Annotated in this window: 20 protein-coding genes and 1 pseudogene; 9 read left to right on the top strand and 12 right to left on the bottom strand. The window is 59.5% G+C overall.

Annotated features, from left to right (window positions below; genetic code table 11):
• Nucleotides 1–83: 83 nt before the first annotated feature.
• Entirely contained in the window at nucleotides 84–758 is a 675-nt protein-coding gene (locus QTL95_RS03550) for a response regulator transcription factor (protein ID WP_289718578.1), read from the top strand.
• Nucleotides 755–2,092: a sensor histidine kinase gene (locus tag QTL95_RS03555; protein WP_289718579.1), complete on the top strand. Its 1,338-nt coding sequence runs from the start codon at nucleotides 755–757 to the stop codon at nucleotides 2,090–2,092. Before QTL95_RS03550 ends, QTL95_RS03555 begins: the two co-directional genes overlap by 4 nt.
• A gap of 298 nt (nucleotides 2,093–2,390) precedes the next feature.
• On the opposite strand, the gene QTL95_RS03560 is transcribed toward QTL95_RS03555, so the two are convergent.
• The 4 genes from QTL95_RS03560 to QTL95_RS03575 all read right to left on the bottom strand — a co-directional run bounded on the left by QTL95_RS03560 (nucleotide 2,391) and on the right by QTL95_RS03575 (nucleotide 8,875).
• Entirely contained in the window at nucleotides 2,391–3,272 is an 882-nt protein-coding gene (locus tag QTL95_RS03560) for a LysR substrate-binding domain-containing protein (protein WP_289718580.1), read from the bottom strand.
• A gap of 375 nt (nucleotides 3,273–3,647) precedes the next feature.
• Nucleotides 3,648–6,758 (bottom strand): efflux RND transporter permease subunit, encoded by a 3,111-nt coding sequence (locus tag QTL95_RS03565; RefSeq protein WP_289718581.1) that lies wholly within the window; start codon nucleotides 6,756–6,758, stop codon nucleotides 3,648–3,650.
• Between the two features lie 11 nt (nucleotides 6,759–6,769).
• Nucleotides 6,770–7,960: an efflux RND transporter periplasmic adaptor subunit gene (locus tag QTL95_RS03570; RefSeq protein ID WP_289718583.1), complete on the bottom strand. Its 1,191-nt coding sequence runs from the start codon at nucleotides 7,958–7,960 to the stop codon at nucleotides 6,770–6,772.
• Nucleotides 7,961–8,110: 150 nt separating this feature from the next.
• On the bottom strand, nucleotides 8,111–8,875 hold the full coding sequence (locus tag QTL95_RS03575) for an SH3 domain-containing protein (RefSeq protein WP_289718584.1): 765 nt from the start codon (nucleotides 8,873–8,875) through the stop codon (nucleotides 8,111–8,113).
• A 54-nt stretch (nucleotides 8,876–8,929) separates the two neighbouring features.
• Here QTL95_RS03575 and QTL95_RS03580 point away from each other — a divergent pair, with 54 nt between their 5' ends.
• The 4 genes from QTL95_RS03580 (at nucleotide 8,930) to QTL95_RS03595 (ending at nucleotide 11,603) form a co-directional block, all read left to right on the top strand.
• Nucleotides 8,930–9,112 (top strand): hypothetical protein, encoded by a 183-nt coding sequence (locus tag QTL95_RS03580; RefSeq protein WP_289718585.1) that lies wholly within the window; start codon nucleotides 8,930–8,932, stop codon nucleotides 9,110–9,112.
• An 80-nt stretch (nucleotides 9,113–9,192) separates the two neighbouring features.
• A complete protein-coding gene (locus tag QTL95_RS03585) occupies nucleotides 9,193–9,912 on the top strand; it encodes a response regulator (protein ID WP_289718586.1) in 720 nt (239 codons plus the stop codon).
• The gene (locus tag QTL95_RS03590; RefSeq protein WP_289718587.1) at nucleotides 9,913–11,250 is read left to right on the top strand and encodes an ATP-binding protein; all 1,338 of its coding nucleotides are present in this window, start codon (nucleotides 9,913–9,915) and stop codon (nucleotides 11,248–11,250) included.
• A 92-nt stretch (nucleotides 11,251–11,342) separates the two neighbouring features.
• Nucleotides 11,343–11,603 (top strand): hypothetical protein, encoded by a 261-nt coding sequence (locus tag QTL95_RS03595; protein ID WP_289718588.1) that lies wholly within the window; start codon nucleotides 11,343–11,345, stop codon nucleotides 11,601–11,603.
• 121 nt (nucleotides 11,604–11,724) lie between these two features.
• Here the strand turns inward: QTL95_RS03595 and QTL95_RS03600 are convergent, their stop codons facing one another.
• The 6 genes and pseudogenes from QTL95_RS03600 to QTL95_RS03625 form a co-directional block, all read right to left on the bottom strand.
• Nucleotides 11,725–12,045, bottom strand: coding sequence for a hypothetical protein (locus tag QTL95_RS03600; protein WP_289718589.1), 321 nt, complete (start codon nucleotides 12,043–12,045; stop codon nucleotides 11,725–11,727).
• A 107-nt stretch (nucleotides 12,046–12,152) separates the two neighbouring features.
• Entirely contained in the window at nucleotides 12,153–12,392 is a 240-nt protein-coding gene (locus QTL95_RS03605; protein ID WP_289718590.1) for a cysteine rich repeat-containing protein, read from the bottom strand.
• A gap of 364 nt (nucleotides 12,393–12,756) precedes the next feature.
• Nucleotides 12,757–14,550: pseudogene (locus QTL95_RS03610) on the bottom strand (glycoside hydrolase family 15 protein).
• Nucleotides 14,551–14,829: 279 nt separating this feature from the next.
• Nucleotides 14,830–15,150 carry a hypothetical protein gene (locus QTL95_RS03615; protein ID WP_289718591.1) on the bottom strand — a complete coding sequence of 107 codons (321 nt, stop codon included), beginning with the start codon at nucleotides 15,148–15,150 and terminating at the stop codon, nucleotides 14,830–14,832.
• Between the two features lie 27 nt (nucleotides 15,151–15,177).
• Nucleotides 15,178–16,059 (bottom strand): aldo/keto reductase, encoded by an 882-nt coding sequence (locus QTL95_RS03620; RefSeq protein ID WP_289718592.1) that lies wholly within the window; start codon nucleotides 16,057–16,059, stop codon nucleotides 15,178–15,180.
• Between the two features lie 352 nt (nucleotides 16,060–16,411).
• The gene (locus QTL95_RS03625; RefSeq protein ID WP_289718593.1) at nucleotides 16,412–16,672 is read right to left on the bottom strand and encodes a helix-turn-helix domain-containing protein; all 261 of its coding nucleotides are present in this window, start codon (nucleotides 16,670–16,672) and stop codon (nucleotides 16,412–16,414) included.
• A 607-nt stretch (nucleotides 16,673–17,279) separates the two neighbouring features.
• Here QTL95_RS03625 and QTL95_RS03630 point away from each other — a divergent pair.
• The 3 genes from QTL95_RS03630 (at nucleotide 17,280) to QTL95_RS03640 (ending at nucleotide 19,944) form a co-directional block, all read left to right on the top strand.
• On the top strand, nucleotides 17,280–17,582 hold the full coding sequence (locus QTL95_RS03630; protein ID WP_289718594.1) for a DUF6634 family protein: 303 nt from the start codon (nucleotides 17,280–17,282) through the stop codon (nucleotides 17,580–17,582).
• A gap of 1 nt (nucleotide 17,583) precedes the next feature.
• Complete coding sequence (locus QTL95_RS03635) at nucleotides 17,584–19,455, top strand: AAA family ATPase (RefSeq protein WP_289718595.1); 1,872 nt, start codon at nucleotides 17,584–17,586, stop codon at nucleotides 19,453–19,455.
• Between the two features lie 102 nt (nucleotides 19,456–19,557).
• Nucleotides 19,558–19,944, top strand: coding sequence for a hypothetical protein (locus QTL95_RS03640; RefSeq protein WP_289718596.1), 387 nt, complete (start codon nucleotides 19,558–19,560; stop codon nucleotides 19,942–19,944).
• 978 nt (nucleotides 19,945–20,922) lie between these two features.
• On the opposite strand, the gene chrA is transcribed toward QTL95_RS03640, so the two are convergent.
• Together chrA and QTL95_RS03650 are read right to left on the bottom strand one after the other, a co-directional pair.
• Nucleotides 20,923–22,332: a chromate efflux transporter gene (chrA, locus tag QTL95_RS03645; protein ID WP_289718597.1), complete on the bottom strand. Its 1,410-nt coding sequence runs from the start codon at nucleotides 22,330–22,332 to the stop codon at nucleotides 20,923–20,925.
• Nucleotide 22,333: 1 nt separating this feature from the next.
• The gene (locus QTL95_RS03650) at nucleotides 22,334–23,149 is read right to left on the bottom strand and encodes a sulfurtransferase/chromate resistance protein (protein WP_289718598.1); all 816 of its coding nucleotides are present in this window, start codon (nucleotides 23,147–23,149) and stop codon (nucleotides 22,334–22,336) included.
• Nucleotides 23,150–23,291: the final 142 nt, after the last annotated feature.

The following is a 23,291-nucleotide window of genomic DNA, read 5'->3' on the forward strand; positions in this document are numbered from 1 at the left end:
GCCGATCCTGTCGCAACGTTTCTCTCTCGTTGGGCCAGTCGTTGCTCAAGAAGAAGACAGGTGCCGTGAGGTAGGTTGAAAGTATGAGACTTCTGTTGGTGGAAGACGAGGTAGAGATGGCAAGGGCGCTCAGCACCGTCCTAACGCAGAACCAGCATGTCGTTGACCATTTTACACGCGTCGAGGACGCCCGCGAGGCGATCCTTGCCCGCGTGCACGATGTTGTCATACTGGACCGGCAACTTCCTGATGGAGACGGCCTCGAACTTCTACGTGACATGAGGCAGGCCGGCGATACGACGCCGGTCATCGTTCTCACCGCCTTCAACGCCCCAACCGATCGGATACTGGGACTGGATGACGGTGCAGACGATTACCTGGGAAAGCCTTTTCTAGCTGAAGAACTGATGGCACGACTGCGCGCACTGGCGCGACGGCCAGATAGTTACGCCAGCCAGGTCATCATTGAGGGCAATGTACGCTTTGACCTCGATCACCAGGACCTTTTCGTCAAGGGGGAGATGGTCAGTCTGCCGAGGCGGGAGATGCTCGTGCTTCAGATTCTGATGCGCCGCGCTGGACGCACCGTTTTGCGCGGAGCACTGGAAGATGCCGTTTACGGTTACGATGACGACATTCAGTCGAACGCTCTGGACAGCCACGTGTCCCGCCTGCGCCGCAGATTGGTCGAGGCTGGGGCTAACGTCTCCATCCATACGGTGCGTGGTGTTGGCTATCTCTTCAAGGTGAGCGAATGAGCTGGAACCCTTTTGGCCAACGATCGCTCAAAAGTCAGCTCGTCATTCGCTTCGGGATCGTCCTTGGCCTGTTGATGATCGTACTGAATGTCGGGTTTCTAGGCTTTCTCTATGTCGTCCTCCCAGAGAAGATCGACGCGGACGAAGCGGTCAAGCCGGTGATCACCGCGGCGTTGAAGGAAGACAGCGGAGAGCTTGTCGTCGACAGGAGCGGCGCCCTTGCGGAACTTACGGAAACGACACCGTCCTTCTGGTTCGCCGCTGTCGACGCTTCCGGACGGCGCGTCAGTTTTGGCCAGGTCCCGCCGCAATATGCCGGACTGCTCTCTATTCTGAATGATATTCATCTCGTCGACATTCGCGGGGAAAACGGATCATCGATCACGGCGAAGTTCGCCGACCTCGTCACCGCAGCAGGCCCGGTGAAGGTGCTCTACGGCGGAAAGCCGACACCCGGCACCTACATCTCCAATGTGATGATGGGCCTGAGTGTGGTCTATGTGCCGTTCACCCTGATTCCTGTCGTGCTGGTATTCCTCGCTCTGCCTCTGCTGGTTGGCCGTGGTCTTTCCGGCACGACAAAAACGATTGGGCGCATGGCATCAATCGATGCCAACAGTCTCGGGACACGGCTCGCCAAGGACGATGTCGTCCTGGAGCTTCATCCTCTTGTCAACGCGATCAACGCGACACTCGAACGGATTGACGAGGATGTCCGTTTGCGGCGGCGCTTCTTCGCCAATGCAGCCCATGAATTGCGCACGCCGATTGCAATACTGCAGACGAGACTGGAGGGCATGGCGCCCGGTCCGGAGAGAAGTCGGTTGCTCAAGGACACCGGCCGCCTGGCTGAGACGGCCGAGCAGCTTCTCGACATGGAGCGCTTCGGCAATATCCAGTCCTGGGCCGATGTCGATCTTGTCGATCTTTGCAAAACCGTGGTTGCGGACTGCGCACCGATCGCCATAGCAGCAGGGTATGAACTGGGGTTCTACACGCCGGTGTTGAAAATGATCGTCAGGGGCGACAGGGATTCGCTTCAGCGCGCAGTTACCAACCTCGTACGAAATGCAATCGAGCATGCCGGGGGAGCCGGTGATATCCGGGTAGAACTGAGCGAGGGAGGAGTGATCGACGTCGGTGATGACGGGCCCGGCATCCCTTTTGGAGAGCGTGAAAAAGTCTTCGAGCCGTTCTACCGCAGTACACCAAGACAAACCGGTGCCGGACTGGGATTGAGCATCGTCCATCAGATCGCCCAGTCTCATAATGGATCCGTGTCCATTGTCCCCCAGGTGTGCGGCGCGCGATTACGGCTGAAATTAGGGAGGTAGCCATATTTCGAGATTGCCTCATGCAGCGACGAAGAGGTGGCCACGGTCGTTCGCAGGCACGGATTGAGCCGCCTCACACCAAAGACACTGTCCACCTACGAGGCTCTCAGTGGCGAACTCAAGAAGATCGGAGACGCATCACTCGAGAGAGGCTTCCGGCCACCCCACAGATAGTCAAAGTTGTGGCCTTCGATTTTAGCCGTCTGATAAGTGGAAGCCTGAGATAGAAGCCAAAGCTGTGTGGCGCAAAACAGGATCCGGCACTGTCGACGCAACTTTTTTCCCTGGAGCGGCGATATCAGCCAGCCGCCAGATAATCTGCGAGCTTTCTTGCGTGAACGGGCAGCGCCGCGAAGTTGCGCGAGCAGACAAGAAGGTGGCGCAGAGCCCAGGTGTCCGAGAGTGAAACGACACCGAGGGACAGTACTCCTTGATGGCGCGTCGCGTAGACGTCAGGAACGATCGCCAGCCCGATCCCGCTAGCGACCATCGCGCAGATATCCTCGAAACTGTCGAGGCGGATACGAAGCTTGAACTGGCGGCCTTCGCGCGCGGCATGGGTCGCGAGGTGCCCCTGCAAGGCGCTGTCAGCTGGCAGACCGACGAAGGGCTCGTCAAGGACGTTGCGGAACGCGACCGATTCCCTTCCCGATAGCGGATGATCCCGAGCTGTGATCAGCACGAGCCTGTCGGTCTTGAAAGGTCGCGTCTCGAGCGAGCCAGTGTCCGTCGTGTCGGCTGCTATGCCAAGATCGGCAAGACCTCCTGCGACGGCGGCAACGACGTCGGGGCTCTGCCGCTCCTCAAGATCGAGGTCTATCGTTGGGTGGTCTACAAGGAAGCGCTGAAGGGCTTCCGGCAGGTGAGCCATAGCCGCGCGGCCGGACAGCAGGCGGATCTGCCCGCGCAATCCCTTCGCGTAAAGCTGCAGATCGCCGCGCATCTGCTCCATCTGCCCGAGCACGATGCGAGCATGATGGGCGAGGGCGTCGCCTGCCTGTGTTGACCGTACTCCACGCGCGCCGCGCTCCAGCAACGGGACGCCGCTCATCTCCTCCATCCCACGTATGCGCGCACTTGCAGACGCCAGGGCCATGCCGGCGCGCTCGCAGCCCTGTGTGATGCTTTCCGCCTCCACCACATGGAGGAACAGGCGAAGATCAGTCATATCGAAGCGCATGTTTCCTCCCGCAAAAGACCCTTCGGATTTGACGAAGGCTTCCGTTGTATCTTCCGCATTGTGCCATGTCGCCTGCCGAAGATCATGGGAGCACAATTATCAAACCCGGAAACATCATGGACGCGTCCGAAAAGATCCTGCGAGCCTTCATCTTAAGATTGGTATTTCTCTTACTCGCCGTGTTCGCGGCGCGGCACCTTCCCGACCATGGACTGCGGATGGCTTCGACCGAGGCAGCGGCAGCGGCACAAGTCGCATGCACCGCTGGCCCCTCGATTGACGATGGAGCCAGCGAGCGGGTTGGCGAAATGCCACTATATGACTGATGAGGCAGAGGCCGGTTTGCGCGAGCTGTCCGAAAGGATCGCGTTGCGATCAATAGCGCTCTTCGAGCGAACGCACGATCATATAGAGAGCCGGCACGACGAACACGCAAAGCATTGTGGAGATCAGCATGCCGCTGACCACCGAGATCCCTATCGATCGGCTGGCATTCGCGCCGGCGCCGGTTGCAAGGACGAGTGGGATCATCCCTAGAATGAATGCGATCGACGTCATCAGGATCGGCCGGAAACGCAGTTTGCCAGCAGTTACCGCGGACTCGAGCAGCGATTTGCCTTCCTTGATTCTCAGGTCGCGGGCAAACTCGACGATCAGGATCGCATTCTTGGCCGCGAGCGCGATGAGCAGAACGATGCCGATCTGCGTATAAAGGGTATTTTGCAGGCCGAGCGCCAGAAGGACCGCGACCGTGCCGGCAAGGGCAAGCGGGACCGATAAGATAACGGGGAGGGGACCGAGCCAGCTGCCGTATTGGCCGGCGAGTACGAAGTAGGCGAGAACAAGGGCCAGCCCGAAGGCGATATAGATCTGGTTGCCGGTCAGTTTCTCCTGATACGAGATGGCGGTCCAGTCGGTCGTTGCACCGTTGGGAAGCGAGGCGGCCGCGGCTTTGTCCATGATCGCCATCGCTTCGCCGGAACTCACGTCGGATTGCGGCCGACCGACGATCGACATGGCGGGGTGAAGATTGTAGAGCGATATCAGCGACGGTCCGATCTTTTCCTCGACCGTGACGATGCTGCCAATCGGCACCTGCGATCCCGATCCATTCGGAACGCTCAGACGTGAAATGCCCTCGGAAACTTTCCTGAACGAGCCCTCCGCCTGCACATAGACCTGGAATGTGTGGCCGAAACGGGTGAACTGGTTGACATAAGTCGACCCGAGATAGCCCGAAAGCGTGTCGAAAACGTCTCCGATCGACACGCCGAGTGTCGCGGCCTTGGTCCGGTCGATGCTGACGGCGAGCTGCGGAGCGTTGACGTTCGCGTTGACCTGCACATTCTGCAGGCGCGGATCGTTTCTGGCTTCGGTTGTCACACCGTTGGCGATATCGGCCAGCCGCCCGAAGTCGCTACTGCCATCGGTCAGCTGGACCATCATCGTGAAACCGCCGGTGTTGCCGATACCCTGGATCGACGGCGGCGGAACCACCGTCGCGAAGCCGTCGTCAAGGCGGGACAGGCTCTTGGATATCTTCTGATAAATTGGAAGCAGCGCTTCCGATTTGCCGCGTTCGTCCCAAGGCTTCAGGACAATGTAGGCGAGGCCAGCGCTCGCAAGCGGCGCGTTGTTGTCGAGCAACGAGACGCCGGCAACGGTGATCACGTTATCGATACCGGGCTGATCCTGCAGCTTCGCCTGCACCTCTTTCAACGTCTTATCCGTCCGTTCAAGCGAGGCGCCCGGCGGCAACTGAACGGCTGCGACGAGATAGCCCTGGTCCTCGAGCGGCAGGAAACCAGTCGGAACGCGCGACAATCCGACGAAGGCGAGCACCACCACAGCCGCGGTCGCGAGCGCGATGACATAGCGAAAACGCAACATACGGGAGAGGAGCCCGGTATAGCCGCTTTCGAGACGATTGAAGCCGCGCTCGAAGAGCCTGAATAGGATATTGCGTTCTTCGATCGGTTTGACCGGTCGCATCCAATGGGCAGCCTGCACAGGCTTTAGCGTGACTGCGTTGATGGCACTGATCACAGCTGTGCTGGCGATTACCAGCGCGAACTGCTGATAGAGCTTGCCCGTCAAACCGGGAAGGAAGGCGGCAGGCAGGAAGACGGAAACAAGCACCAGAGTGATGCCCATGATTGGTCCAAACAGCTCCTCCATGGCCTTTTCGGCCGCCTTAGGGCCGCTCAGTCCGTGAGACATTTGTCGCGCGGCGCCCTCAACGATAACGATCGCGTCGTCGACGACGATGCCGATCGCCAGCACCAGCGCAAAAAGGGTGGACATGTTGATCGAGAATCCCATCGCGGCCATGGCGGCAAAAGCGCCGATCAGCGTCACCGGCACGGTGGTTGCCGGCACGAGCATGGCGCGCCAATCCTGCAGGAACAACAAAATGACGGCAAGCACGATGATGAAGGCCTCAATCAGCGTCTTGTAAACCTCGTCCACCGCCGCGTTGACGAATGTGGTGGTGTTGAACGGCACGGAATAGCTCAGGCCGGGCGGAAAGGATTTCGACAGCTCGGTCATCCGCGCCTCCACCGCCTTTGCGACGTCGAGCGCATTCGCCTCGGGAAGCTGGCTGATCGCCAGCGAGGCGGATGCCTTGCCGTTGACGCGAAAGACCTGGTTGTAGGATTTCGAACCGAGCTCGACGCGTGCGACGTCCTTGACTCGGGTTACCGCCCCGGTGTTGCTGTTGGTCTTGACGATCACATCCTCGAATTGTTCGACCTGGTCCAGCCGGCCCGAGATTTCGATCGGGGTCTGAAAGCCCTGGCCGGTGTCGACAGGCGGCATGCCGATCTGCCCGCCGGAGACGCTTTGGTTCTGCGACTGGATGGCGCTGACGACATCGGCGGGTTTCAGGCCGCGCGCCTGCAGCCTGTTGGCGTCAAGCCAGATGCGCATGGCATAGTCGCCGGCACCGTAGACGGTAACATCGCCGACGCCGGGAACGCGTGCCAAAGCATCCTTGAGATTGATCGTCGCGTAGTTGGCGAGAAACAGGCTGTCATATTTGGAATCCTCCGCATCGAGTGTCACGAAGGCGAGGATCGAGGTCGAGCGCTTGCGTACGGAGACCCCTTGTGACTGCACGGAACTCGGCAACTGCGCGTTGGCGGCATCCACCCGGTTTTGCACCAGTATCTGTGCTTCATCGGCGTCAGTGCCGATGTCGAAGGTGACGGTCAGATTGTAGGTTCCGTCGCTGGCGCTCGTCGACTGCATGTAGAGCATGTCCGGAACGCCGTTCACCTGCTGCTCGATCGGCAACGCGACGGTGTCCATGAGCGTCTTGGCGCTGGCGCCAGGATAGCGCGCGGTGACCTGCACCGTGGGCGGCACGATATCGGGATATTGTGTGATCGGAAGGCGCAGGAAGGCGATGGCGCCAAGCAATATTGTCAAGAGTGCGATGACGTTTGCGAGGACGGGGCGCTCGATGAAGAAGCGGGAGAACATGATGGCTCCGATCAGTTGGCGGCCGGGGCGGCGGACTGCTTGGCCTCGCCCTGGGCTTGCTTCGCGGCGTCTTGCTTCGCCACCTTGTCGCCGGGCCGGACGCCGGAGGCGGCGTTGGTGATCACCCAGTCCTTGGCGGCCAGAGAGCCCTGGATCTGCTGCAGGTCGCCGCTGCGGTCGAGCGGATTAACCGAGCGTCGCTCCACGACATCGCTTTCGTTGACCACAAGCACAAAGCGGCCTTGCTGGTCCGTGCCGATGGCGGAGGGCGGCACGAGCAAGGCGCCGTTCACCACGCCCAAGGGTATGCGCAGGCGCAGAAAGAGGTTCGGCACGAGATCGCGGTCCCTGTTTTCGAAGACGGCGCGTACGGAAAGCGTTCCCGTTTCGGCATCCGTCTGCGGAGAGATGTAGTCGAGCTTGCCCTGATGCGGGAAACCGTCGTCGGCCTTGGTTGCGGCATCGACCGCGATCGTCTCCACGTCCTTCGACGTCAATCCGCGGGCGCGGGCCTGTTTGCGGATGCGCAGCATGTCGGTATCGGAGACCGAGAAGGAGACATGGATGGGATCGAGCCGGACGATGGTTGCGAGCGTTGTCGGACTTCCGCTGCCAACGAGGGCACCGACATCCGCCTGATGCTCGGTGACGAAACCGTCGAAAGGCGCCGTTATGTTGGTATAGCCCAGATTGATCTGTGCCTCGCGAAGTGAAGCCTTCGCCTGATCGAGCTGCGCCTTGGCTTCATCGCGCGTTGCCCGCGCGTTGTCGACGTTCGCTTCCGTCGTGGTTGATGACCGCGCCAGTTGTTCCTGCCGGTCGAGCTGCACCTGCGCATTGTGGAAGCTCGCTTCCGTTTGCTCGACCGTTGCCTGGGCCTGCTGGAGCTGGGCTTCGTACTGATCGGGTTCGATCAGGAACAGGCGCTGGCCGGCCTTGACCTCGGTTCCGTCCTTGTAGTCGATGGATTTGAGATAGCCGGAGACGCGCGCGGTGAGATCGACGCTATCGAGCGCCTTTGCTGTGCCCGTCTCATAGAGGTAGCGGGTCACGTCGGCGGATTGCGGCTGGATGACCGGGACTGACTTTAGAGCCGGAGCTTGCGGCGGCTGATCGTTGCAAGCTGCGAGCGATGCGACGATGGAAAGCAGGATAAGGCTGCGTCCACAGACGCCGAAGATCGAGTTTTTCAAGAGAGACATGCCAGCCTGCCTTCACGCAACGATGGTCGATTGAATTCAACGGAGACCGCGGTTGTCGCAGGCTGGGATCGCGGGGAAATTACAGCTTTGTTGCAATTTGTTGCGGACGCTACGGGGAACCGCAGCGTCCGTTTGCGCGATGTTCTCCGCTCAGGGGCGATCGAAGCCACCGTGCCGGATGACGGTGTTTCCTCTCGGGCCACGTGTCACCGATGCGCCAGCGCATCTGTCGTCATTGCAGCCGCCAATCGCCGCCCTGCCGCCGCCGCGGGGGCCATGGGTGACGGAAGCACCGCCACAATTGCCATCCTGGCAACCGCCGGCTACATGCCGTCCGCCTCCGCGCGGGCCGTGTGTTACGGCAGCCGCACCGCAGCCATTGTCGTTGCAGCCGACGGCGACCGAACGCGAGTAGCCGCCATAGTAGCGGTTCCACTGGCCGTACCAAGGCTGCGCATGATAGTGGGCATCCCAATAGGCTACCGTGAAGGCGACGGTGGCAATGCCCACCGCTGGCACGACCGCCGCCGTGAGCACCGTCGGCTGACCTCTATAGATTACCTGCACGTAGCTCGCCGCCACCCAGCCCCGATAGCCGCCCCAGCCGATATCGCACCAGGATTGGTCGGCGATGCATCCATAGATCGATAGCGAAGCACTGCGGGGCAATACGCTGACGACAGGATATCGCGTGCTCGGGCCGGCGCGCAGATTGACGTCGGAGAGCGCTATGCCGCCAGTTGCGGCGAAACTCTTCGTCACGCCCCCAAAGGATACGAACAGCAGGAAGCTGATGAATAGGATGGCAATCAGTAAGCCGTCCCTGACCCAGCCGACGACTCGGTGTAGTTTGGCGGCGCGTGCGCCAGCCGGGGCAGCGGCGGGACGGCTGCCTTTACGTTGAACCGCATTCATTGGTGGATACCTTTCTCTGATGAACACGGTAGAGAAAATGCGGAACGATCTTTGATGCGGTATTTCAAGTTTGCTTCCAAAGATTACAGCTGGCTGCTCCTGCTGTACGGGCAATTCGGGGCGGCGGCACTGCCGCCTGCAACAAATCGCAATATTTCTGAAACGCTGATGAAAGGCAGGTGTCGTTTCATGCGGGGCGCATCTGAGGCCGATGGCTTGGTTGGTCACCCAGGCTGACTTTGACCTTTTGCAAGATGATGCCGGGCCGATTACAGAGTGCTACGAAGGGTAGTGGCTGCCAGAGACGAGGAAGCGCAGTGGACGAGACGTTGAAGATCCTTGTCGTCGAAGACGATCCCGAGATCAGGGACCTTCTCGACGAGTTCCTCACGGGGGAAGGTTTTCTGGTGCATACAGCCGACAGTGCTGCGTCCGCCGACCGGCGGATCGAGCGCAAATGGGCCGATCTCGTCGTCCTCGACGTCATGATGCCACGCGAGGACGGCTTCTCGTTCTGCCGCCGCATCCGTGCGCGCTCGCAGGTTCCGATCATCATGCTGACGGCAAAGACGAACGATATCGACCGCATCGTTGGACTGGAGTTTGGTGCGGACGATTATCTCGGCAAGCCGTTCAATCCGCGCGAGTTGCTTGCACGCATCCGTGCGGTCCTGCGGCGGACCTCGCCAGCCGGCGGGGCGCTGGAGGCCGCCAACGGAATCAAGCGTTTCGCGGGCCTAATCGTTGACCCCGAGGCACGCACGATCTCGACCGAGGACGGAACCGCGGTGCCGCTCACAACGACGGAATTCGATCTGCTTGCCTGTTTCCTCGATAGGCCGAAGCGCGTGCTGTCGCGCGACCAATTGCTCGACTTGACCCGTGGCGCGAGCGCCGAAACCTACGACCGGACGATCGACGTTGCGATCTCGCGTCTGCGCACCAAGCTCGCCGCCTGCCTGCCGCCGAATGTACAGGTCATCACCACTGTGCGTAATGCCGGCTATCTCTTCAATCTCAATGTGACGGACGGCTAGATGGGCCGTTTCGGGATTCTCTCCAGAATTGCTCTCATCGTCACCGCGGCGCTTTTCCTCGGCCAGATGGCGGTCCTGCTCTCCTATATCTGGCAAAACGGGCGTTCTCCGTTGCCGCCCTACGCAATAGCCGATCGGGTGGTCGCGGTGGTGCGCCTGCTGGATGAGACGCCGCCGCTGGCGCGTCCACAAGTGCTCGACGTGGCCAATGCGCAGGGCTTCGCCGTCACCTACGCCGCCGACATACCTGCCGATTTCGAGGATAATCTCAGTATTTCAAGGCTTCGCGTTGTCACTCAGGCGAAGATGGAAGACTATGCGCCCGGCCGGATCGTCAGAGCCGGCACTCGTCCCGGCCAGGCACAAAGCCGTGACGAATTCACGATCACCTTTGTCGTTGGCCTGAAGAGCGGCGAGGTCGCCATCTTCACGATTTCCGACGAGACGACACTGAGAATCTGGAATGTTCCGATCGGCTTCCTTGGCGGCTTGTCCGGCATCGTTGTCGCTCTCCTAGCGGTGTTGGCGGTCGCGCGCGAAACAAGGCCGCTGACGGAGCTTGCCCGCAGTATCGACGAGCTCGGAAATCGAGTCGAACCCGTTCCCGTCAAGGAGCGCGGCGCGCGGGAACTACGCATGCTGATCCGCGCGATCAACAACATGCAGACCCGCATTCTTGCGCTGCTGACCAATCGAACGTTGTTCCTAGGCGCGGTGTCGCACGACCTGAAGACCTACCTCACGCGCTTTCGCCTGCGCTTGGAGATGATGCCCGCCGGTCCGCATCGGGACCGCGCGGTACTCGATGTCGAAGCTATGGAGCATTTGTTGAACGACGTTTTGCTTTTCGCAAGCGAATCCGGGAACACCGACTCCGTCGAGGAGATCGCCGACGTCAACGAGGCACTACGCTATTGCGCCTCCGGCCTCGATGATGTCAGTATCGACCTCTCGACGACGCCCAAGGCGCTCGTCGTGCGCATGCCGAGATCGGCGCTGTGCAGGGTCATCGACAACCTGCTCTCCAATGGCGTGCGTTACGGCAACCATGTCCGCGCCTACACCGAGCAGCGTGACGGCGTTGCCTGCCTCGTCTTAGAGGACGATGGCCCGGGAATACCGGCGGAGGACCTCTCATTGGTGTTCGAACCCTTCTTCCGTGGCGAGCCATCTCGAAATCGCGGCCACGGGGGCACGGGGCTTGGCCTGTCCATCGTCAAGCAGATTCTCGACGCTTATGGCGGCAGGGTCGTGCTTTCGAACCGGGATCACGGTCGCGGCCTGCGCGCCATGGTCTTTCTTCCGCTCGCGGCCCCGGCGGCCACTGACACAGAGTGAAATAATGTCGAATTAGGATGGCAAATCCGCGGGACTATTCCTGTGCCTCCTGACGCTGCGCAATGCTGCGTCCCAATCCAGGAGTGGTGTTCATGCCCGAGAAAACGAAACGACATTACCGGCGGTTGCTTCAAGACCCCATGATCCGTCAGATGATGGCGGCGGACGGCGTCTGCCCGCTGGAGCTCGAAACGCTGTTGAACGAGGCGGCCGACCGATTGCCGCACACGGGACGGCATGGCTCTTCCACCTACATCGTTCTGCGCGCGCAAGTCGGACGCTTCGTCGACGAGCGGCATTCGGCTCAATGCAGCCGACTTCTCAGGATGGGGTGTTCCCCGACGGTGCACTGATCGAGCGGGAGCGCAAAAACACCGCGATCCGGCCGGGATGCGGTGTTTCAATGTCATGGTGCTAGCGATACGACGATTGCCGCGAGGCGAGGGCTACGCAGCCCTCGCGCCGACACGTCACCTATCGCGGCAGCGGACCGTGTACCCTCCATATGAAACCGCCATCGGCGTCGGATTGGCGATCCAGGTTGGTCTTCCCATCGGTGGCGACCAAGCAGTCGATGAGCTGATCTCGCAAACCATCCAGCGCGTTGGTGAAGACGCCACTTTCGCTTCTGAAGCTGTAGGCCAGATCAGCGACCTCGGCGAACGCTGTCGCTTCGGGAACGCATTGATAATCGATGTCACCATCGTCGGCGGATGCTGCCGAGGATGTTACCGTGAGCGCCGCAAGAATGGTCGCGGCAAGAATTCTGCTGGAGGCGGTGATGGATCGCTTCATGTTTGCTTCCTGACGTTGATCGTGCGAAATGCCGCTCGTCTCGCTTGTGGTCGACAGAGCGCGGACGAGCGGCTTTGATCTGCCGGTGGGTGCGCTAAAGGTGGGCGCTATTTCCTGGCAGCCGACAGCTTTTCGATCGTTGACGTGCATATGCCCGAAAGCTTGGCCTTGTTCTCCTTGATGCAGGCCATGAGCTCACCGTTACCCGGCTGGATGCCTGGGCATAACTGCTGGATGTCCTGCTTGCAGTTGTCGCGAAGTTCCATCTTCTGCGACATCGAAAGCTGCTGCTGGGCGGATGCAACACCCGCGGAGGTGAGAAGGAATGCGACGATGTAACGGTTCATGTTTGATCTCCTTTGCTTGTGGAACGGGCCGCCATCGCTAAATCGACCCAGTCATTGCGGATCGTTCGGCGGCAGCGGCCAGTATGCCGGCCCCGCAGGCCCAAGGCGTTGTAATCGGCCACGGGCCGGCGAGAACGGCACGACTGTTTTCGCGGCAAAGGCTCGCCGCCCAATTGCAGGATTGTTTCTTATTGTTACGGTGCGGAATGAACTCGCGATTGCCGTGCCGATGTCTTGATTGCCGCGGCTGCACCCGGCGACCTCCCACGGAGGCACAACGTGGACTTTACCGAGACATGATATCCACGCTCATGCGGCCCGGCACATAGCACGTCGAAGACAAAAGGCGGCGTGTTTATCCCATTCAGCTCTCTGCCGACCGTTCGTCGGCGGGGCCATTCCAGCGGGCGAGGTTCAGGGCGCTGTTGATAAGGCCGACGTGACTGAACGCCTGCGGGAAGTTCCCCAGCATGGTCTCCTGATGAGGGTCATACTCCTCGGAGAGGAGACCTACGTCATTGCAAAGTCGTAGCAATCTCTCGAAGAGCGTCTTCGCGTCTTCTTGACGCCCGATCAGGGTGAGGGCATCGACCAACCAGAAACTGCACGCCAGGAATGCGCCTTCGCCCGGCGGCAGCCCATCGTCGACCTCAGCGGTCTCGTACCGCAGGACCAACCCATTCCGCATAAGTCTCTTCTCTATTGCAGCGACTGTTCCAAGATATCGGGGATCATCCTCCGGCAAAAAGCCGACCAGGCCGATGTGCAGCAGACTGGCGTCGAGCGTCTTAGATCCGTAGGCCTGGACGAAACTACCAATATTCTCGTCATATGCCTTCTCGCAGACCTCGCGGTGAATTTCGTCCGCGGCGGCGCGCAGCTCTTGTGCGGCTTCTGCGTCGCCAGCCTCCATCGCCATCCACGCACCACGATCAAACGCCACCCAGGCCATGACCTTGGAGTATGTGAAATGCTGCCGGTTGCCGCGAACCTCCCATATGCCTTCGTCGGGCTCGCGCCAGACCCTGGAGAGAAACTGGATGAGGGCGGAGTTTAAGGTTTTTCCACGGGGGTGGGGTGGCAACCCGCCCTTCAGGGCCTGTGTCATGGCGTCGGCGACTTCGCCGTAGACATCGAGCTGGAATTGCTCCGCGGCGGCATTCCCAATCCTGACCGGTCTGGAAGAACGGTATCCCTCAAGCCATGTGGCTTCCCACTCCATCAGGTTTCGCTCACCCGCCACGCCATACATGATCTGCATCTGCTGGGGTGATCCCGCCACGGCACGCAACAGCCAGTTGCGCCATGCGGCGGCTTCGTCGTAGTAGCCGAGCTTCATGAAGGCCAACAGCGTCAACGTGGCGTCGCGCAGCCAACAATACCGATAGTCCCAGTTTCGCGGCCCGCCGAGCTGCTCCGGAAGCGATGTTGTCGCCGCGGCCACTATCCCGCCTGTCGGCATGTACGTAAGCGCCTTCAGCGTGATCAGCGAGCGTTTGACCTGCTCTGTCCAAATGCCGACCTCAGGACACTTGCTAACGAAATCCATCCAGAAGTTCGCGGTTTCGCGCTCTGCATTCTATATCTTTCTAGCCGTGAGCAGCGGCAGATGGGATCGGCAATAGGTGAGGGTGAAGGCGAATTGCTGGCCAGCCGAGACGTTGAAAGACGCTTTGGTTCGCATATCTTCGCCCTGCAGTTCGATAGGCGATGTGAGGACAAGCATATCAGGACCTGCAATGGCTGTCAGAGTGCCGTCATTGGTCTGCGTGACCCAGGGTACGGTCCGTCCGTAGTCGAAACGGATTACAAGCTCGAAGTCGAAAGCAACGTGGCCGGCCTTGCCTTCGACAACGCGAACGACATCGTTGACGCCGTCTCGAAGTGGCATGAAGTCGCGTACCGTTGCGACGCCGGTCTCCGTCTCGAACGTTGTCTCGAGGATCAGCGTGTCTGTTTGATATCGTTGTGACGAGTGATATTTCTGCGAAGGGGTGATGGACCACCTCCCGTTTTCTTGGTCGCCCAGAATAGCCGCGAAACAGGCGGGAGAGTCGAAGCGCGGAAAGCAGAGCCAGTCGATTGATCCTTCGCAAGACACGAGAGCCGCCGTCTCACAGTCCCCTATCAGCGCATAATCCTCGATCCTGGTTTTCAAATTGATCTCCGTCGTTCGGTCAATCCGTTCGTAGGTAGCGCGGTGGCGCGATCGTCAACCGTTGCTCCGCAAAAGCCACTGTTGCCCGTATGTGGTCCCGCACTGGCAACGCCCTGGATTCCGTTGGCTACACCGCATCGACGAGGCGCTTAGGTGATAAGGTATCCGAGGGCCGGCAACGCCCTGCTGCCCGTGACGACACCGTTGTCCATGCCTTCTTTTCGAGAAGCTTTGGGCGGCTGGCTTCACCGGCTGCGTGACTTGGTGAAGCCAGCATGACTAGATGAAACCGATGTGACCACCGAAGGGAACGTCGTCCTCATCAAGATTTCCGGTGCCGATCCTGTCACTTTCGCCAGATAGTTTGCGCGTGGCAGGTTCGTCGGCGTCCTTTTTGTCATCGCCGCGTTCTCTATGCTCTGAGGCGCGTTCCTCGCCGAGACCGGAACGTTTTGCATTGCGCGGATCACGAATATCGTTGATCGCGGACTGCCGCTCCGCCACCCATGCCATGTCTGGTTCGGCGAGGGACACGCTACGATCGATGCGCGTCGCGGCGGAGGCAACGGTTGACGAAACCTTTTCGACTTTTTCGACCATGAGGCCTCCCGATCAATCGCCCGAGCGCTATGACTTCTTGAACGCCTTCCGACCTTCTTCGTCCAGCGCGGCAAACTGATCATTCGTCAGAACCACATCCGCCGCCTGAACATTCTCTTCCAAATGCCTGACTTTCGACGTCCCCGGAATCGGTATCATCACCGGACTGCGCTTGAGCACCCAGGCAAGAGCGACCTGACTTGGCGACACCCCGTGCAGCGTCGCAACAGAATCGAGCAGTGACCCCGGCTTGGCGAGATCGCCAGCGGCGAGGGGATACCAGGGAATAAAGCCGATCTTGTTTTTGGTGCAGTAGTCAAGGACGTCTTCACTGGTGCGGTCCACCAGATTGTATCGATTCTGAACTGTCGCAACCTTGAACACCTTCGAGGCGGCCTCGATATCCGCAACGGAAACCTCGCTGAGACCTGCATGTCGGATAAGGCCGGAATCAATCAACGACTTGATCGCGTCGAATTGCTCTTTCGCGGGAACCTTGGGATCGATGCGATGGAGTTGCCAGAGGTCGATTTGCTCAACACCCAGATTCCGCAGGCTCTTGTGAACCTGTTGGATGAGGTATTCAGGTCGCCCCACGGGCAGCCAGATATCCGGACCATGCCGGGTCAACCCACCCTTTGTCGCGACGATCGAGCCTTCCGCGTAGGGATGAAGCGCCTCCTTGATCAGCCACTCAGAAACATCCGGACCGTAGGAATCCGCCGTGTCGATGAAGTTGACCCCAAGCGCCGGAAGACGCCTCAACGTCCGGATCCCTTCATCATGGTCAGCTGGTGGACCCCATATGCCCGACCCGGTCACGCGCATCGCGCCGAAGCCAAGCCGGTTCACTTCCAGATCGCCGCTGATTTTGAATGTCCCTGATTTTGCTGCGCTGTACTCCGGCATGGCCATACCCTCCTACCGATGGTGACGTTTTGAGTATCCCTAAACTTAGGGAAATCCACGCGGGGTTAAAGGCTTTCCGCCATATTTAGGACCGACGCGAGAGGAGTGGCTATATGCGGCGTCTAGGTTCCAGAAAATGCCGTTTCGTTTCTGTTGCTGAGTGAGTGAGTGCGGAAAAAGCCCGCAATCGAAGGGCGCGGAGCTACCGTTGCACTGAAAATGATTTCATAACCGTTGCGCATGCCCTGTTGCGCCGCCAGCGACGAAATTGGATTTCGTATTGCGTTTGCGCTGTTGCGTTTACAACGCGGAAAGGCGGTCTCCTGCGCGAGAAGCCTCCCGCCGTGTGCGTCTACGCCTCTCGGTCGGCGGTAGGGCTATCGCTGGTGAAAAACAAGCCCCATCCCCTCGTTCCGTCACTTTCAACCAACTCGATCCCTCGATCGCGGAATACAGAACGTACCTTCATCATCGTGTCGATCAGCACATAGTCCTGGGCTGTTTCAATACTGTAGATCGTTCGATCAGACAGACCTGCCAAATCAGCCAGTTCCTTTCGGGAAAGGCCTAGAGCCGTCCGTGCGGCTTTCACGATCAGGTGTTTCGTCGACATTCGCAACAAATCTCACGACCGCTGAATCCTTGCAAACTGAACGACAAAAATTGTTGACATGCTTCCCAAAAACGGAAACAGTTTGCCGCAAATAGGAAATGTGTTTCTCAATTACGGAATCGAGCGTTGCCGCTGTGTCTGGGCTGCTCGCGAGACGCACGAATCAAATGAGGAAGGAGGCATGCATGCTGAGGATCCACGACGGTCTCGAGAGTAGCCCAAGGCGACTTCTCACAGCCTACGGTGAAACTTACGCCGCCCTTGGTCGCGACCTTCTGAGTGAAGCGGTTAAGGGTACGGGGGGTGAGATGCTCTCTGCACTGGACGTAGTAGACCAATGGGAAATCGGGACGCGAGAGATCCCGATCTTGCTCGGGCGTCTCTCAGTTGGCGGAAGCCCCTCTGCAAGTTTGATCTCGATGCCGATTTCCGAAGTTCAAATGCTTTCCAAGAGCCTCGGGTTGGTCAGGTGCACTACCGGTTGGTATCGGTTGGGTATCCGCGCCCCGGCCTCATTGGAGGTCGCGCGTTTCGAGCACTGCCGGAAGAGGAATACAGCTTTGACTTCTCAATTTGACCCGCGAACCGTTGAAAACGGGGGAAGCGCTTGAACAGGTTTCAATGGATAGACAGCCAGACGACCGAGCTCCTGCTTGAGGACATACATCGGGCGAATGCGGGTGACTTCGAAATGGTCGATATGGCGAGTGCGCCGCTGCTCGACAGCTACAAGGCTGTCGTTGGACACGCGTACGCGCTTTCGGGGATCGTGAGCGGGCATCCGAGTCTGCGAGAAGGCAGGGAGATTTTCACCAGCCAGCTCTTCTTCTTGGATTCAGAACGCGGTCTCGCGAGGACGATGAACCGTTGGTATCGGCTGGGAAATCGAGAGCAGGGCGGGAGGAACTAGAATGGAGTTCGCTGATCCGAAAACGAGAGCGGAGAAGCTCTCTAAAGAGGCGGCCGTTTTGCTTGCTGGATGTGGTCTGGTTCGCGCCGCCGGAAATATCGGCAGGTTGCGGTATGGCGTGAGGGGATTCCTGGTTTTTGTGGTTCCTCCAGGATATCGGGTAGACGAATATGAGGCGGCCGCATTGGCGCTGCTTGGCGTAAAGCGCGATCGTTGGACCGGTGACTGGGTGCATAAGGATGTCAGGGTCCGTCTTGCCAACCCGCCTCGCATAAAGGGTGTAGCTCATACTCCAGCATCGATCTTCAACTTGAAAGGTGTCGATGTCCTCATCGCGGGGAACATCGACGATGTGCCGAAAGACGTGCGCTTTGCGGCCACTGCGGTGATGTTTGTCGATCCGCCAACTGCCCAACACGTCAATGCCGCAAGGCGACTGTTCGGCAAGAAGCCGTTTTCCGTCGAAGTGGCTTCCGAGTTGGCCAAGCGTCCTCAGAATGCGATGCTCGCAGCGATCCTGAAGCCAAATTTCACCGAGGATTGCATTCAGGTTATCGACGGCTTCAACAGCGTGGATGCCATTGGACCCAGTCTTTTTGAACTGCCCGGCTACGATGGAGTGAAGCCGTGGGCGAGAGATCTTGTCGATAACGTATCCCGGTGGCGTGAAAAGAAGCTCGATTGGAAATTGACCAGGGCAGGGGTTTTGATTTCGGGTCCGCCGGGCACCGGGAAAACACTTTTCGCGTCTGGGCTTGCGAGCGCGCTGGGGATGAGACTGGAAACGACCACGATCGGCGCATGGCAGTCGGCGGGTGCGCTCGACGACATGCTCGCAGCGATGCGGAAGACGTTCGATAACGTGAACGATGGAAGGGGAGCCGTACTTTTCGTCGACGAGTTAGACGCCATTGGCAAGCGGTTAGCGAAACCGTCGGAACATCATAACGATCAATACTGGCAGGTGGTGGTCACGTACTTCCTGACCCTCTTGTCAACTCTTGGAGAGGGTGTCGTCTTTGTAGGCGCCACAAACTATCCGGATTGGATTGACTCCGCGATCCTGCGGGCGGGAAGGATTGATGAACACTTCGTGCTTTCGCTGCCAGACAGCCAAACGAGGGCGGAAATCCTGAGCCATCACGCGGGGGGCGCACTGCCGCTCGAATCCTTGACGGACATTGCCCTAGAGCTTGAGGGAAAACCGGGTGCGGATCTTGCGCGGCTGGTTCAAAGAGCCCAACGAGCGGCAAGGAATGACAACAGAGAACTGGAGTTGCGTGATCTGGAGGCACAGCTTCCTGAAAAGGTGCCCTATACCGCGCAGCAGATGCTGAGGCTGGCAGCGCACGAAGCTGGGCATGCATTGGTCTCGCTTGCACTGGGCCACGCGACGGCCGCGACTATAGAGATCAGGGATAGCTTCGACCCGAACGGCGAAGGATCCGTTGGCGGAAGCACGGTCTACAATTTGGCGCCAGATCACTTCCCAACGGAGACGACGCTATTGAACCGAATTGCCGTATCCTTGGCGGGCATGGCTGCGGAGTTCGTCGTTTTCGGAGATCGATCTATCGGGGCAGGAGGGAGCATCGGCAGCGACGTCGAACGTGCGACTGCTGTCGCAAGGCGGATGGTCGGAAGCTATGGGCTCGGCAAATCCCCAGTGTTCATGGGCACCGTCAGGGATTTAGGCGACAAACCGCTTCCGGATAAAATGGAAGCCGAGGTGGCGCAGATCCTTGAGGGCCAATGGAAGCGAGTGCGGGACATGCTGATGGAAGATCGCGAGCGAATCCTTGGGCTCGCAGGCGACATTGTCACCCACGGCTCCGTGAAGCTGGAGCGTAGCGGAACGGCGAAGGCGGCCTGACGCCACGCGACGAGAGGTGGGAATCCGCAGTCCTTATGAACGGCGTTGGAGCTATCACGCGCTATCAATGAAGGCGCTTCCAGGGTTCAAACCGGAGATCAGATGACCAAGCTCGACAAACCACTCGCCGGAATGACCGTGATGATCATCGACATGAGCGATACGGCATCGAGTGTCCAACAAGGATTCGTTGACGCTGGTGCCGAAGTCACCTCGGTCTACGACGAGGAGTCATTGAGGCAGGGCGAGTTACTTTCCCTGCCAAACGTTGCGGTGATTTATCCGGGATCCCTCGAGTTTCGAAGGATACGATACTTCTCCAACCGATTGCTGGATCAGAGGAATTGTGTCTCGCTTCTCTATGACGATCAGTTTCCAGAGGATGATCACACCTCCAAGCATCCTCTGATAATCTACAGATCTAGGCCTGTTGAAGATGTCATCGCCGCTGCGATAAGTGGCCTGCAGAAGATATCGTCAAAGCATTAAGTCAGGCCACCACAGATGTCGCGTGGGATTTTCGAATGCTTTAAGCGCTACTGGGGACCGGCCACCGACGGGGAGTTGCAAGGTTGTCTATTGCGTCCATGTGTGGACGGCCCCGGTTTGGCAAGAGTTTTGTCGACTGGCGACCGGTAAGCCGAGGCTTCTTGTCGTAGTAGCCGCTTTCAAGCCGTTCCTGATCGCGAAGATGTCGTTGAACGATCTCGCCCGAGGCCCAATCGCCGAGGGCCTGGAGACGCTCAAGCGTCTGACGCGCTCGCTCAGACTGTTCGGCGGCAAGACCATTCAAGCTTACAAAGTAGGACGGAACCGCGTTAGTTATTGCCCGTTCATCGGTATCTCCGTCATGAAGGAACACCGCCGGCGGGTAATTCGTAGAAACGACATTCCGCGCTGGAGAGGCGCACAATCTCCTCGAAATCCCAAGGTTGAACGGTCTTTCCTATCATCTCGGTGCCCGCTGCATCTGACTTGAACTTATAGTTTGCGAGGATACAGCACTTCCCACGAATGACCTATTGCCTTGCGTTCTCCAGACTCTCGGGTCGTTACAAAGAACCCTTAGGACAAGAACTCTAGCCCGTCGGGCATATCGGGCGCTCAACAGCAAGCACGAGGCCGCTCTACGTCTATTCATCTCTATCGGTATTTAGTCGGCGCGGAGCTCGATCCAAATTGTGCGTCATCGATCCCGAGCGATGCGAGGATTCATTGCTGCATAGCCTGACCTGCAGTCGCCGTGAAAGCTAGTGCAGGTGCCTCGGCAAGGCGACCATACTCTGGGCGAAAGTCCTTTTCCCATGCATCAACGCAACGGGCTTCGTCCACGACCAGGAATTCGGGTTCGCTCTTGGCCAATGCATCTCGCTCGTCGCGGCTTTTCACGAAGAAGCGTTCCGGTGCCAAGAAGCGTGGAACATCGGTTTTGTTCCCATCAAGAGCTAGTCGGGGCTTGCTCTGGGTTCACGGGCGAACGCCAAAAGTCAGGCCATAGGCTAGTCCAACGAGCGCGCTTGCCGCCAGCACGGTCAGCAGGCCAATCTTGAAGCGAAACACAGCAACGATCGCAGCGAGCGTCAAGAGGAGCGACGGCACGTTCACAGAACTTAAGACCGGCACGTCGAGTGCAATGCCGAAACCGCTCACTTTACGAACCTCCGAAAACAGAACATGCAGCGCGAACCACACGGCTAGGTTCAAGATGATGCCTACGACTGCCGCTGTGATGGCCGCCAGTGCCGCAGAGAGGGCTTGGTTGCGACGCAAAGTCTCCATGAACGGAGCGCCGAGCAGAATCCACAGGAAGCACGGGACGAAGGTGACCCACGTCGTCAGCAAGCCCCCGAGCGTTCCGGCAAGCAATGGCGATAGCCCGCCAGGCGCACGGTAGGCGCCCATGAAGCCGACAAACTGCGTGACCATGATTAGCGGGCCGGGCGTCGTCTCCGCCAGACCGAGACCGTCCAGCATCTCGCCGGGCTTCAGCCAGCCGTAGTGGTTCACCGCCTCCTGTGCCACGTAGGACAGCACCGCATAGGCGCCGCCGAATGTCACCATCGCCATCTTCGAGAAGAACATGGCAATGTCGGAGAAGACGTTATGCTGTCCGAGGAACCAAAACAGCAGGAGGATCGGCCCGAACCAAGCGATCGCACCGACCACCGCGACCCTGAGCAGCCACGCCGCGTTCGGGCGGGTATGCGCGGGCACGCCCTCGCCGAGCAGGCTGTCAGCGTCGGCGACCTGCTTGCCTCCGATCTTGCCATGGCCTCCATTTGTCGAGAAGGCCGCCCAGCCTGCCTTGCCGCCAATGAAACCAATCACCCCGGCGACGACCACCACCAGTGGGAACGGTGCCTGGAAGAGCCAGAGAGCAACGAAGGCTGCCGCCGCCAACCCGATCATGACCTTGTTCTTCAGCGATCGGCTGCCGATCCGGAGAACGGCGCCAAGAACGATGGCGAGAACCGCCGATTTCAGTCCGAAGAACAGGGCCTGAACCGCACCGACATTGCCAAAGATCGCATAGATCCAGCTCAGTCCCATGATGGCGACCGCGCCAGGCAGCACGAACAGCGTTCCAGCGACGAGACCGCCCTTGGTCTTGTGCAGCAGCCAGCCGATGTAAATTGCCAGTTGTTGGGCCTCGGGGCCGGGCAAAAGCGTGCAGTAGTTCAGGGCGTGCAGGAACCGTTCCTCGCCGATCCAGCGCTTCTCCTCGACGATGATCCTATGCATCACCGCGATCTGGCCGGCGGGGCCGCCGAAGCTCAGTGCGGCCACCCTTGCCCAGACCTTCACGGCTTCCGAAAACGGCAGCGAATGCTCGTCCGCACCGGGCGAACCGGTGCCTTCACTGATGGTCGTCGCCATGTCACTGCCCCGCCTTGGCGTTGGGCCAGTTGTGCGTTTCGCTGGTTGCGTCCCGGCACCATCGGTAAAAGGCGTCGTACAGCGTCAGGCCTGCCTCCAATTGTTCGAGATCGTCGTTGAACATGCGCGACAGACCTAGCGATGCCGCGAGCAGCCCGGCCACTTCAGGCGCAAGCTCCGGCCGTCCGGTGTCTGCGCCGCGCACGATCGTCGCCAGATGGAGCAGAGGGCGGGATTTCAGGCCGAACTCCTCAAGCATCGCGTCGAAGGTGCAGAGTTCGCCGCGGTGGGACCAGAAGACGTCCTCGATGTCAAAGGGCGTCGCACCGAAGCGATCGCCGACTAGGGCAACTTCCGATGCCGGAACGAAGAGGAAAACGGCGCTTGGGTCGACAAACCGTCGGATCAGCCACGGGCAGGCGATCCGGTCGATCTTTGGCCGAGAGCGCGTCACCCAGACGGTGCGACCAAGGCCATCGCGGGACGGCAGCTTGTCGTCGGGAACGAGTAGCCCGTCGGCCTGTCGCCAGGCCTCGAAGCCGCCCTCAAGGACTTCGGCGGCAATCCCGGCGTGCCGAAGATGCGCTGCGACCCCATGGCTGAGTTTGCGCCCCTGCTGGCAGATAATGACGGCCGATCCCGTAAGTGACGGTCCCCATTCCACGATAGTCCGGTAGTCGCGCCGGATGGAACCCGGCAGATGGCGAGGGTCGGCGGCGAAATCCTCGTCGACGCGCACGTCGATAAGCGTCGGGGCACTCGGTGTGCCGACGATGCGGCTGAGCTTATCTGATGTGATCTCAAGAAATGACGGCATGATGGCGCGTCCTCCGTTGAAGCGGGTTTACAGGACGCGATTCTTCGGCCGTGGCCTCGTGGGGCGATCGCTGCCCCATGACGTGAAAATCTCAAAGGGTACTCGCTCTGTCAAGCACCAGCTTCCGACGAATCCTATGAGA

Origin of the sequence: Rhizobium sp. S152 (genome assembly GCF_030380735.1) — a bacterium.
Taxonomy (GTDB): Bacteria; Pseudomonadota; Alphaproteobacteria; order Rhizobiales; family Rhizobiaceae; genus Rhizobium.

Bases quoted from the DNA above. Each gene is read 5' to 3' on its own strand.
- QTL95_RS03640 (WP_289718596.1), top strand. From the start codon at position 19,558: ATGACCAAGCTCGACAAACCACTCGCCGGAATGACCGTGATGATCATC.
- QTL95_RS03560 (WP_289718580.1), bottom strand. From the start codon at position 3,272: ATGCGCTTCGATATGACTGATCTTCGCCTGTTCCTCCATGTGGTGGAG.
- QTL95_RS03580 (WP_289718585.1), top strand. From the start codon at position 8,930: ATGCGGTATTTCAAGTTTGCTTCCAAAGATTACAGCTGGCTGCTCCTG.
- QTL95_RS03615 (WP_289718591.1), bottom strand. From the start codon at position 15,150: ATGGTCGAAAAAGTCGAAAAGGTTTCGTCAACCGTTGCCTCCGCCGCG.
- chrA (WP_289718597.1), bottom strand. From the start codon at position 22,332: ATGGCGACGACCATCAGTGAAGGCACCGGTTCGCCCGGTGCGGACGAG.
- QTL95_RS03550 (WP_289718578.1), top strand. From the start codon at position 84: ATGAGACTTCTGTTGGTGGAAGACGAGGTAGAGATGGCAAGGGCGCTC.
- QTL95_RS03575 (WP_289718584.1), bottom strand. From the start codon at position 8,875: ATGAATGCGGTTCAACGTAAAGGCAGCCGTCCCGCCGCTGCCCCGGCT.
- QTL95_RS03635 (WP_289718595.1), top strand. From the start codon at position 17,584: ATGGAGTTCGCTGATCCGAAAACGAGAGCGGAGAAGCTCTCTAAAGAG.
- QTL95_RS03565 (WP_289718581.1), bottom strand. From the start codon at position 6,758: ATGTTCTCCCGCTTCTTCATCGAGCGCCCCGTCCTCGCAAACGTCATC.
- QTL95_RS03620 (WP_289718592.1), bottom strand. From the start codon at position 16,059: ATGCCGGAGTACAGCGCAGCAAAATCAGGGACATTCAAAATCAGCGGC.
- QTL95_RS03570 (WP_289718583.1), bottom strand. From the start codon at position 7,960: ATGTCTCTCTTGAAAAACTCGATCTTCGGCGTCTGTGGACGCAGCCTT.
- QTL95_RS03590 (WP_289718587.1), top strand. From the start codon at position 9,913: ATGGGCCGTTTCGGGATTCTCTCCAGAATTGCTCTCATCGTCACCGCG.
- QTL95_RS03595 (WP_289718588.1), top strand. From the start codon at position 11,343: ATGCCCGAGAAAACGAAACGACATTACCGGCGGTTGCTTCAAGACCCC.
- QTL95_RS03605 (WP_289718590.1), bottom strand. From the start codon at position 12,392: ATGAACCGTTACATCGTCGCATTCCTTCTCACCTCCGCGGGTGTTGCA.
- QTL95_RS03555 (WP_289718579.1), top strand. From the start codon at position 755: ATGAGCTGGAACCCTTTTGGCCAACGATCGCTCAAAAGTCAGCTCGTC.
- QTL95_RS03600 (WP_289718589.1), bottom strand. From the start codon at position 12,045: ATGAAGCGATCCATCACCGCCTCCAGCAGAATTCTTGCCGCGACCATT.
- QTL95_RS03625 (WP_289718593.1), bottom strand. From the start codon at position 16,672: ATGTCGACGAAACACCTGATCGTGAAAGCCGCACGGACGGCTCTAGGC.
- QTL95_RS03650 (WP_289718598.1), bottom strand. From the start codon at position 23,149: ATGCCGTCATTTCTTGAGATCACATCAGATAAGCTCAGCCGCATCGTC.